This window comes from Serratia sp. PL7 (genome assembly GCF_945957435.1).
Genome location: NZ_CAMFLB010000007.1, coordinates 326,390 through 336,395, shown reverse-complemented (window position 1 = coordinate 336,395; position 10,006 = coordinate 326,390). Strand labels below are relative to the sequence as shown.

General features: G+C 55.5%; 8 protein-coding genes and 1 pseudogene. 2 read left to right on the top strand and 7 right to left on the bottom strand.

All coding sequences use genetic code 11. The annotated features are described in order from the left end of the window. Nucleotides 1-296: 296 nt before the first annotated feature. The 5 genes from N6G83_RS27645 to trxC all read right to left on the bottom strand — a co-directional run bounded on the left by N6G83_RS27645 (nucleotide 297) and on the right by trxC (nucleotide 6,162). Nucleotides 297-629: a YfiM family lipoprotein gene (locus N6G83_RS27645; RefSeq protein WP_037435468.1), complete on the bottom strand. Its 333-nt coding sequence runs from the start codon at nucleotides 627-629 to the stop codon at nucleotides 297-299. 76 nt (nucleotides 630-705) lie between these two features. Beyond that, entirely contained in the window at nucleotides 706-2,061 is a 1,356-nt protein-coding gene (pssA, locus tag N6G83_RS27640; RefSeq protein WP_211135584.1) for a CDP-diacylglycerol--serine O-phosphatidyltransferase, read from the bottom strand. Nucleotides 2,062-2,214: 153 nt separating this feature from the next. Continuing rightward, nucleotides 2,215-4,866, bottom strand: a complete 2,652-nt coding sequence (locus N6G83_RS27635) for a bifunctional acetate--CoA ligase family protein/GNAT family N-acetyltransferase (protein ID WP_065686691.1) — start codon at nucleotides 4,864-4,866, stop codon at nucleotides 2,215-2,217. A 55-nt stretch (nucleotides 4,867-4,921) separates the two neighbouring features. After that, entirely contained in the window at nucleotides 4,922-5,626 is a 705-nt protein-coding gene (locus tag N6G83_RS27630) for a tRNA-uridine aminocarboxypropyltransferase (RefSeq protein ID WP_211135583.1), read from the bottom strand. Nucleotides 5,627-5,742: 116 nt separating this feature from the next. Then, nucleotides 5,743-6,162 carry a thioredoxin TrxC gene (trxC, locus tag N6G83_RS27625; protein ID WP_021807597.1) on the bottom strand — a complete coding sequence of 140 codons (420 nt, stop codon included), beginning with the start codon at nucleotides 6,160-6,162 and terminating at the stop codon, nucleotides 5,743-5,745. A 197-nt stretch (nucleotides 6,163-6,359) separates the two neighbouring features. Between trxC and N6G83_RS27620 the strand changes: the two genes are divergently transcribed. Next, nucleotides 6,360-7,451, top strand: coding sequence for a tRNA/rRNA methyltransferase (locus tag N6G83_RS27620; RefSeq protein ID WP_021178989.1), 1,092 nt, complete (start codon nucleotides 6,360-6,362; stop codon nucleotides 7,449-7,451). Nucleotides 7,452-7,663: 212 nt separating this feature from the next. Continuing rightward, nucleotides 7,664-7,771, top strand: a pseudogene (locus N6G83_RS27615) (VapC toxin family PIN domain ribonuclease); the annotation flags it as partial. A gap of 58 nt (nucleotides 7,772-7,829) precedes the next feature. Here the strand turns inward: N6G83_RS27615 and N6G83_RS27610 are convergent. Both N6G83_RS27610 and emrB read right to left on the bottom strand, forming a co-directional pair. Then, nucleotides 7,830-8,258, bottom strand: a complete 429-nt coding sequence (locus tag N6G83_RS27610; RefSeq protein WP_065686689.1) for a hypothetical protein — start codon at nucleotides 8,256-8,258, stop codon at nucleotides 7,830-7,832. 210 nt (nucleotides 8,259-8,468) lie between these two features. Then, complete coding sequence (gene emrB, locus N6G83_RS27605; protein ID WP_024530692.1) at nucleotides 8,469-10,004, bottom strand: multidrug efflux MFS transporter permease subunit EmrB; 1,536 nt, start codon at nucleotides 10,002-10,004, stop codon at nucleotides 8,469-8,471. Nucleotides 10,005-10,006: the final 2 nt, after the last annotated feature.

Sequence of the window (10,006 nt, the reverse complement as noted above, 5' to 3'; positions counted from 1 at the left end):
GGGCTTTTTGCTATGGGTCGGAAATGGAAATGCCCCTCACCCCAACCCTCTCCCAGAGTACCAACCGAGAACACCCTGAATACTTGTGTAGGGGAGAGGGAGCCGTCCGGCATCGTGGATAAGCTCGTACTGCTTCGGGAAGTGGGAACCTTTGATTAGCCATATCACTTCGGCAGTGATGAGTCAGCCTAAGGATGGGGTATGACGCAGAGAAAACAGCGAGCTCGAGCTGTTCCCTCTCCTGGGGTAGGGGGTGAGGGGAAGGGTATGACTCGCTCTGACAAATTAACTAACCCTTAACGCGCCAGATGATAAATACTGTACCCTGTCGCAGCCCCTGCCACATCCCAGGCAAAATCCTTCCAGCTCCAGCCCGTACCGCCTTCCCGACTGTCATACAGTTCTTTCGCTGCGCCCAGGCCAATCGAAAATAGCAGGCCAAAACTGCGGCTACGTGCCTCATTCCAGTTCTGGTGATCGCCATAAGCCGCGCCAGCGGCCGCAAATGCAGCGGAAGCGACAAAGTGTTGAGCCTTGTCTTTGCCGGTCCAACTATCATTGGCCATATGGGTACAGCCACTGGAGAACAACAATACCGGAAGGAGGATGAGCAGACGGAGTGGGCGCATAGTGAAAACATCCTGTCTCAATATGGACAAAAAAGCCCGGCATTGCCGGGCTGTGGTGCAGTTAATTATAGCGAGTTTACAGTATACGGCTAATCAAGCGATCGATACGGATCCGACGCAGACGACGGATCAGTTTGCGCACCTTGACCGGATATTCCTGAATGCTTTGCAATTCGAGATAGTGGCCCACCACCGTGGTATGGGTACGGATCGTTTCCAACTCTTTATGCCGCTGTTCCTGCATTTCGCGCTTGGGATCGTGGAACAGAATGGCGTTTTCAAGATCCAGCCGCCAGGCGCGCGGGTTGAGGTTGTTACCGGTGATCAACTGCCACTCGTCATCGACCCACATCCCTTTGAGGTGATAGCTGTTATCGCCGTCTTTCCACAGGCGCACAATCAGCTGGCCGGTATCAACATAGCGTTGCAGGCGGCTCAGGAAGCGGCGCAGGTTGATTTCATAGAGATAAGGCAGCGCGCCGATAATCTTGAACGGCTGATCTTCAGGAATGTAGAAGTCATTGGCCGTCTTGTCACCCACGATGATCTCCACCTGTTTCCCTTGGCGCAGCAGATAAATGATATTGCGCACCAGCAAGGCTGGCAGGTTGAAGTAAGGCGTGCACAGCGTCAGTTTCTGATCGGTGCTGGACATCAGGTGGTGGATCGTTTTGTTCAGAATGCTCTGTTTGCCCAGGCCGACTAACGGGGTGACGGCCAGCTCATCATTACTGGCGTTCCCCTGAAATTGATAGGCGGCACGGCGAAGGGCAAAGCGGAACAGGCGGATTTCGTTTTTGATCTCGAGGCTTTTGGGCCTGTCAGCACGATCAAGACGCTGCACGGCACCGGCGGTTAACAGATGCTGTTTGATGTAATCGCACAGGGTCACCGCCAACAGATTATTGGTGATCAGCTGATAGCGATCGTAACGATACTTATCATGCTGGTGCAGATAGACATCATTAATGCTGGCACCGCTGTAGAACACCGTATCGTCAACGACAAAGCCCTTCAAATGCAGTACGCCCAGCGCTTCGCGAGTATTGACCGGAACGCCGTAAATCGGCACCGAAACCTGCGGGTGCTGTGCAGCCATGGCGCAGTACCAGTCGGCATTGGTATTGGCCGCTGCCGCACCGATACGCCCACGTTGAGCACGATGCCAGTCTACCAACACGCAGATCTCCAGCTCAGGGCGCTGCTGCTTGGCTTGATAGAGCGCATTGAGGATGTCGCGGCCCGCATCGTCATGCTCCAGATAGAGCGCTACCAGATAAATACGGGTTGTTGCGTTAGCGATCGATTCCAGCAGCGTTGCACGGAAATCAGCCGGCGTAAAAAGGGTACGGACATCAGCAACCGTCTGGGGGAGTTTGGGCAGTTGTGCAAGGTGTTGTTGATGTTTGCTACGTTTAAATTTTGACAACATCACAGTGCGCTTCTTCTCTCATATTTGGATGGCCGGAACGCCACTTCCATGAATAAAATGCTTCGAACAATCGGGCGATAATACCACTAGTTGCCCCGATTGTGCGTATGTTTTGGCGTTAAGTAGTGGATTCGTATTACATTGCGACAGCGGTCACGGCGTCGCCCCATCCTGTAGCGGCAGGGTTAAATTGACAATCCCTTCGTCAATTTGCACATCGACCTTGAACCCCAGCTTTTGTGCCAGCGTGACCATTCCGCGGTTATTCGGCATGGTAATGCCTGTCAGGCGGGCCAGGCCTTGCGCTCGCGCATAGCTAATCATTTTCATCAAGAGCTGCCGGCCCAGACCCAGACCTTTCAGATCGGAACGCACCAGCACGGCGAATTCGGCGTCGGTGTTGTCGGGATCTGACAGGGCGCGCGTGACGCCGATGATCTCTTCGCCATCGCGTACTGCTACGAAAGCCATTTCTCGATCGTAGTCGATTTGGGTCATGTTAGCCAAATCGTCGTGGCTAAACTCGTTGATCTCACTAAAGTAGCGGTAATAGAGATCTTCCTTGGTGACACGGTCGATAAAGTGCTTCAGCGCCGGTTCATCCTCCGGCAGGATCGGGCGGAACAGGCATTGAGAACCGTCTTTTAATTCAATGGTTTCTTCCAGCTCATGGGGATAAGGGCGGATCGCCAAGCGTGCCTGTGGATCGCCACTGAAAGGCGTTAACTGCATGGAAACGTCCAGCAGGGTAAACTCGCTGCCGGAGGCTAATACCGGATGAATATCGAGGCGTGAGATCTCCGGGCAGTCGAGGATCAGGTTGGAAACCTGCACCAACAGGCGGCTTAAGCCGGGGATATCAAGCGGCCGCAGCGCACTGCGCCCACGGATTTTGCCTCCTTTCACCGCCTGCAACACCAGATAACGCGCCAGCGCCATATTCAGCGGCGGCAGGGCAACGGCGACCTGGTTTTCCTTGCGCCATTCGATGCCACCTTCGCCCAGCATTATCAACGGGCCGAAGGTCGCATCCTGTTCAACGGCAATACGCAATTCCTGTGCTCCGGCACGGTTGGCCATGCTTTGCACTAACAGACCGTGGATGCGCGCCTGCGGATAAGTACGTTTCACCCGGTCGAGGATCGCTTCCGCCGCCCGCTGCACCTCGGTGGCGGTACGTAAATAAAGCATGACCCCCTGAACTTCGGATTTATGTGAGATATCCGGAGAGCGCAGCTTCAGTGCTACCGGGTAGCCAATCTGTTCGGCAATGTGCACCGCTTCTGCGCTGTCACTGGCAATCCAGGTTGGCAGGGTGCTGAGGCCGTAAGCCTGCAAAATTGGTTGGACTTCATGGGTATCCAACTGGCTAGCCCCTTCGGCCAACGCCTGATGGATTAACTGGTGCGCGGCAGCGGTATTGGCCGTAAGCCCAATCGGTAGCGCCGGAGTTTCCTTGAGCTGCTTCTGGTTACGGCGGTATTCCACCATATGCATAAACGCGGTGACCGCGCCTTCTGGCGTGCGATAGGTTGGGATCCCTGCCTCGGTAAATTGGCGGCGGGCCTCCTGAGAGGAGTATTCGCCACACCAGTTGGTTAACAGCGTAATGCGTTTCCCACGTGGGTGCTGGCGGATGGCCTCGATCAACCGTTCGGCGGTCTCAGTGCCCGGAGAGGCGGCGCTAGGGGCATGGATCAGCAGCAGGGCGTCATAGTCGTGGCTGTCGAGCAGCGGTTGCAGAGCTGCCAGATAGCGCTTGGGGGTTGCATCATCACGCAGATCGATAGGATTTCCTGGCCGGATAAACTCCGGCAGCGCTGCGCTCAGCTTCTCCTGAGTCTCATCCGTCAACGTTGCCAGCTTACCGTTGCGGGAGAGTAATTCGTCCAGCGCCATGGCTGCGGGGGCTGCACCGTTGCTGATAATCATTAGCCGCTCACCGCGCAGCGGGTGCATATGGCTTAAGGTTTCCACGGCGGAAAACAGCTCGTGAGTATCCTGTACACGCAGCAAACCGGCGCGTTGGATGGCAGCATCGTAAGCGGCGTCCAATCCCTGCTGGCTGTTGAGCAGTAGCTGTGCCTGTTGGCTACGGCCACTTTTGATCACCAGGATCGGCTTATTGCGCGAGGCACTGCGGGAGGCGGAAAGGAAACGCCGCGCGTCGTTGATGTTTTCCAGATACAGCAGAATGGCGCTGGTTTTGCTGTCGCGGGCCAGGAAGTCGAGCAGATCGTCGACGTCGATATCCAGGCTATCCCCTAACGCGATGAAGTAGGAGAAGCCAACCTCCCGTTGTTGCGCCCAGTCCAGAATGGTATTCGCCACGGCGGCAGACTGGGAGATAAACGCCAGCTTGCCTTTCTGAATGGGGACCGGCGAAAAGCTGGCGTTGATCCCTTGCCAAGGCGCCAGCAAGCCCAGGCTGTTTGGCCCCAGCAGGCGCATTGAGTAACGTTGTGCGGTGGCTTTCAGCTCGGCGAATTGTTCCACTGGGGAGGAAAGTACGATGGCAGTTTTGCAGCCCCGCTCACCCAGGGCTTCGATCAGTGCCAGGTTACGCTGGGCATTGGTACACAGCACGGCCAGATCGGGGGTTAGCGGCAGGCTGGCTACGTCGGGATAGGCCATCACGCCGCAGACTGCCTTATAGCGCGGCGTGACAGGCAGGATAGGGCCGGTAAAACCGCCAGCCAGCAGATTGCGCATCATCAGGTAGCCAGCCCGGCCGGGCTGTTGCGAAGCGCCGAGCACGGCAATCGATTTGGGACGTAATAGCGCTTCTAACCCTCTCTGGCTCATATGCGGCTCCTGCTCCTGACCGGTTTGCCTGAAAGAGGCAAATTATCGTCTGATTCTAGGCGCTTTGTGGCTGATTTGCTGTGACCGGTGCCTCTGGGCGGTGAGGTTTCCCGGCCAGATACTGTTCACGGAAGTAATTGAAATGTTGGCTCAGCCCGGTCGCGGCCTGTTCATCTCCTGCCTGTTGCAGCAGGGCGGCAGCGACTTCTGCCGTACAGTGCTGTTCAGGGCGGCTGGCAATACGTAGCAAATAGTCTGACGAGGCCAACACGTTCAGTGAAAAGACTGGAAACTGATTCAGATAGGGACTTTTACGGAACATTTTGCGCGCTTCCGACCAGGTACCGTCGAGCATGATAAATAAAGGCGGCTTGCCACCTGCGGGCAGGCTACTAACCACCGGGCGATCCGTATCGGCATAAGAGGCCGGGAATACCACGTAGGGCTGACGAGTGGGATCGTTGATGGTAGCCAGCAGGCCCGGATCGACTTCGGTGCGTGACCAGGTAAACGCCAGGGTATCAGGCAGGATATCGGCGATCAGGCGGCCGGTATTGCTGGGCTTTAACGGCTCTGCCCCGAACATGATCAGGCAAAAGCGGCTGTTGGCCTGCTGCGGTTTGATGGTGGCACACAGGCAGTTTTGCTGCGGTAGCAAACAACCCTGACAGCGCACGGCGCGGCTACCTCTGGCCAGAAACGGTCGGGTGGCGCGGTCTAAACGGTCTTGGCGTAGACGAAGTACGGCGTTGTCAGTCATAACTATCCTGAAAAACCGCCATTGTAGCGCAGAAAAAAGCCCGGCGGGAGAGGCGCACGGGCTTTCTGGGTGATGAGATGCCGACAACAACTGGCGGCATAGTAAGCGCTTTTGCGTTAAACTAGCTCGTTAAGCCAGTTATCGAACGGCGCTTTCGGCATCGCGCCGTTGAGCATATCGACCATCTTGCCTTCACGGAACACCATGATGGTAGGGATGCTGCGAATGCGGAAGCGTGCGCTCAACTCGGGTTCGGCTTCGGTGTTGACCTTCACGAAACGCACCTTGCCAGCGCGCTCCTGTGCCACATCTTCAAAGATCGGCGCGAAGCTGCGGCACGGGCCACACCACGGGGCCCAGAAATCGACCACGATCGGCAAGTCGTCTTGCAGGAGCTGGTCCAACGTGGCGGCGGTGGCGTTAATCACTTCACCGTCGAACAATTCATGGCCGCAGCGGCCACATTTAGCGCCGTCCGCCAGACGTTCTTCCGGCACGCGGTTGGTGGCATTACAAGCTGCACAAACTGTATTCATGATTACCTCTGGGGCTGACGCAGCACAATGAGCTGCGAATATGTATTTTTAATGTTGCTTATTATCGGTAAAAGCGCGGCATTCGACCAAGTGATTTGTTCGATGAATTTGATAGATGCCAGCTTTTAGCGCAAGTTGGTGGCTTAGCGCACCAACATCAGGTAATCTTCGCGCCCTGCGCGTTGGTGGAGAAGACAATGAACGATTCATTTAGTGGCAAGAACGGTAAGGTTAAAGTGATGTTCGTCCGTAGTGACGACGATAGCGGCGACAACCGTAACAAGAATAAACGACCTGACGGCAAAGGCCGCCCGGCTGACAATGCACGCTCTGGCCGTGCCGGTCAGGATAAGGCGCGCGGTGGTGACCGTCGGGGTGCCGATCCCCGTCGCAGCAGCAGTGAAAGCGATCGTCCTCGTCGTCCGGCGCGTACCGAAGACAGCGGTGGTTATGAATCACCGTGGAAAACCGTGTCTCGTGCTCCGCAAGAAGAACCGGCGTTCGATCATGGTGGCATCAGTGGCAAAAGCTTTATCGACCCTGAGCAGCTGCGCCGCCAACGTGCGGAAGAAACCCGTGTTTACGGCGAGAACGCCTGTAAAGCTCTGTTCGCCAGCCGTCCAGATGCCATCGTCCGTGCCTGGTTTGTGCAATCCGTAACCCCACGTTTCCGTGAGGCACTGCGCTGGATGGCGGCTAACCGCAAGGCTTACCATGTGGTGGATGAAGAGGAACTGGCCAAAGCGTCCGGTACCGAACATCACGGCGGCGTGTGCTTCCTGATTAAAAAGCGTCAAGGTTTGGATGCGCAGGCTTACCTGCAGAACGCACCGGCCAAAGATTGCGTGCTGGCACTGGAAGAAGTGGGCAACCCACACAACCTGGGGGCGATCGTTCGTTCTTGTGCTCACTTTGGCGTGAACGGCGTATTGCTTCAGGATCCAGCGGTGCTGGAGTCTGGTGCCGCGGTGCGTACGGCTGAAGGCGGGGCGGAACACATCAAGGCAATCAATGCTGATGACTTCCTGTCCGTGCTGGATACATTCCGCAAAGCGGGTTACACCATCGTCACCACGTCCAGCCATAAAGGCACGCCGTTGGCGCAGGCTAAATTGCCAACCAAGATGGTGCTGGTATTGGGCCAGGAACGTGATGGCCTGAGTGACAGCGCTTGGCAACAGGGTGATATGAGCGTGTCTATCGGCGGGACTGGCAAAGTAGAAAGCCTGAACGTCTCGGTAGCAACCGGTATTCTGTTGGCCGACTGGTGGCGTCAGAACCAGGCGTAATGCTTTAGGCTGTATAAAATCCGATTAATGACAAAGCCCTGGCCGCAAAGCCAGGGCTTTGATCTATCAGAGTCAGTAGAAAAACCGGCTGACTACTATGCTCAAAAAGCTCCCCCTCATTCGTATTCATCTAGGCATATCCTTGTTCGCTACAACATACGTACAGAAACCTGCCGTACTAGCGGTTTCTCAGTATAGGGTTTACAGGGACAAGTGCGATCGCTGGTCATGCCATTGCGACCGGTGCGATTCTGGTGACCAATAATACGCGGAAGTTTGAACGGGTAACGGACCTGATGTTGGAGGACTGGGCAAAATAACAATGAGAAGGGATAAGACTAAAATGAGCGCACTGACGATCGATAATCTGGCTCACTCTTAAAAATCAGCTTTCTCAACTTTCTTTTCCTCAGGAAATTTCTTTTGTGTCGCATAAAAGCTGCCAAGGGTAAAAGCTTTCAGCTGTTGTTCCGTATCAGCCTGGCACGAAGCGGTGTCGCAAGCCGCGCTGATGATTCCGTAAGTGACGGCCTTTTGTTTCATATCAAGTTTGGCTTCTTCTAGACTGTTTTTTCCCATAGAGACCACACATCCAGACACGATAGCCTGAGCTTTTTGCTCGTTCATGCGTAGTACTGTGTCATTGACGAGTTTGCTGTACCCATCATTGTTATACACATCGGCGGCGAACTCGCGGCATTCATCATAATACGGACTTGCTTTGACTTCTGTGTAGGCAGGTATTTTCATGCCAGCACAACCAACCATACCAAGGCTCATTGCTGCGATCAGTGTTTGTTTTATCATGCTTTTAGCCCAGAGATTCCCTGTTAGAAAAGTTTATAAATTCAACTAATATCCATTCTGGCACTGCGGCATTATTGTTGTCTTTTATGTACCCAAAATCCACAAAATCAGGTCGCTGGGGAAAATTCTATGAGGCGGTCCATCTTTGAACCGCCCCATATCACAGCAGATTTTTAGCCACTTCCATTGGAGTTTATGGGCGTGACTCGATCAGTGGGCTCCGCCCCCGCCGCCGCCGGAACTGAACGGTGGTTTGGCGAACCAGACTAGCGCCAGCAATATCAGGAACACCCCTGCAGATAGCCAGAATATCTCGTTGGCCGAGATGATCAGCCCCTGCGCGGTGATCTCGTTGGCGATATACGCCGAAGCCTGCTGTTTACTCATGCCTAGCTGCTCCAGTTTGCTGTACATCTCCTGCGACTGCGGGTTGAACGGATTCACAAACTCGGTCAGGTGCGAGTGGTGCATCGCCTCCCTGCTGGTCCACAGCGTGGTGGTGATCGAGGTGCCGATAGAGCCCGCCAAGGTACGGGTAAAGTTCGACAGGCTCGATGCTGCCGCTATGCGCTCCGGCGGCAACCCGGACAGGGTAATGGTCGTCAGCGGCATAAAGAAGCAGGCGATGGCAAAACCCTGGAAGAACTGCGGCCAGGCGGAAGCGCCAAAATCCATCCCCGGTTCAAACGTGTAGGCGCGCCAGTAGAAGCACACGGCATACATGATGAAGCTGAAGGTGACCAAACGGCGCATATCCAGCCGGTTACCGAAGCGGCCGATAATCGGTGACAAGATCACCGGCAGCAACCCGATCGGCGCAGACGCCAAGCCGGCCCAGGTGGCGGTGTAGCCATATACCTCCTGCAGCAACTGTGGCAACAGCACGATCGCCCCGAAATACAGCATGTAAGCCAGGCTGATACACAGACAGCCGATGGTAAAGTTGCGCGATTTGAACAGCGACAGATCCACCACCGGGTGATCGTCCGTCAGCTCCCACACCACCAGGAACACTAACGCCACCACGGCCACGACGGTCAGGACAATAATTTCGGTCGAGTTGAACCAGTCCAGCTCCTTGCCCTGATCGAGCATAATCTGTAGCGCACCGATACCCACCACCAACAGCACCAGCCCGACGGTATCGATCGGTTTGATCTCGGTTTTGGTTTCCCGGCCTTTCAACGTCGACATGGCAACCAGGATCACGAACAGCCCAATCGGGATGTTGATGAAGAAGATCCAGCCCCAGTGATAGTTATCGCTGATATAGCCGCCAAGGATCGGCCCGAAAATCGGCGCGACGATCACGGTCATCGACCATAGCGCCAGGGCCATCGATCGCTTGGCGGGGGGATAGTTATTCAGCAACAAACTCTGCGACAGTGGGATCAACGGCCCTGCCACTACGCCCTGGATCACGCGGAAGAAGATCAGCATGCCCAGACTGTTGGAAATACCGCACAGCCAGGAGGCCAGGGCGAACAGCGCCGTGGACCACAGGAACAGGCGAACTTCACCCACGCGTTTCGCCAACCAGCCGGTGATCGGAATGGAGATGGCGTTGGCCACCCCAAACGAGGTGATCACCCAGGTCCCCTGCGAGTTGGAAGACCCGAGGTTACCCGAAATGGTCGGTATCGCCACGTTGGCAATGGTGGAGTCCAGCACCTGCATAAAGGTCGCCATGGCGAGCGCGACCGTCATCCAGGCGAGCTGGGCACCTTCAAGCGGTTTCTGTGCCAAGG

Bases quoted from the DNA above. Each gene is read 5' to 3' on its own strand.
- N6G83_RS27645 (WP_037435468.1), bottom strand. From the start codon at position 629: ATGCGCCCACTCCGTCTGCTCATCCTCCTTCCGGTATTGTTGTTCTCC.
- pssA (WP_211135584.1), bottom strand. From the start codon at position 2,061: ATGTTGTCAAAATTTAAACGTAGCAAACATCAACAACACCTTGCACAA.
- N6G83_RS27635 (WP_065686691.1), bottom strand. From the start codon at position 4,866: ATGAGCCAGAGAGGGTTAGAAGCGCTATTACGTCCCAAATCGATTGCC.
- N6G83_RS27630 (WP_211135583.1), bottom strand. From the start codon at position 5,626: ATGACTGACAACGCCGTACTTCGTCTACGCCAAGACCGTTTAGACCGC.
- trxC (WP_021807597.1), bottom strand. From the start codon at position 6,162: ATGAATACAGTTTGTGCAGCTTGTAATGCCACCAACCGCGTGCCGGAA.
- N6G83_RS27620 (WP_021178989.1), top strand. From the start codon at position 6,360: ATGAACGATTCATTTAGTGGCAAGAACGGTAAGGTTAAAGTGATGTTC.
- N6G83_RS27610 (WP_065686689.1), bottom strand. From the start codon at position 8,258: ATGATAAAACAAACACTGATCGCAGCAATGAGCCTTGGTATGGTTGGT.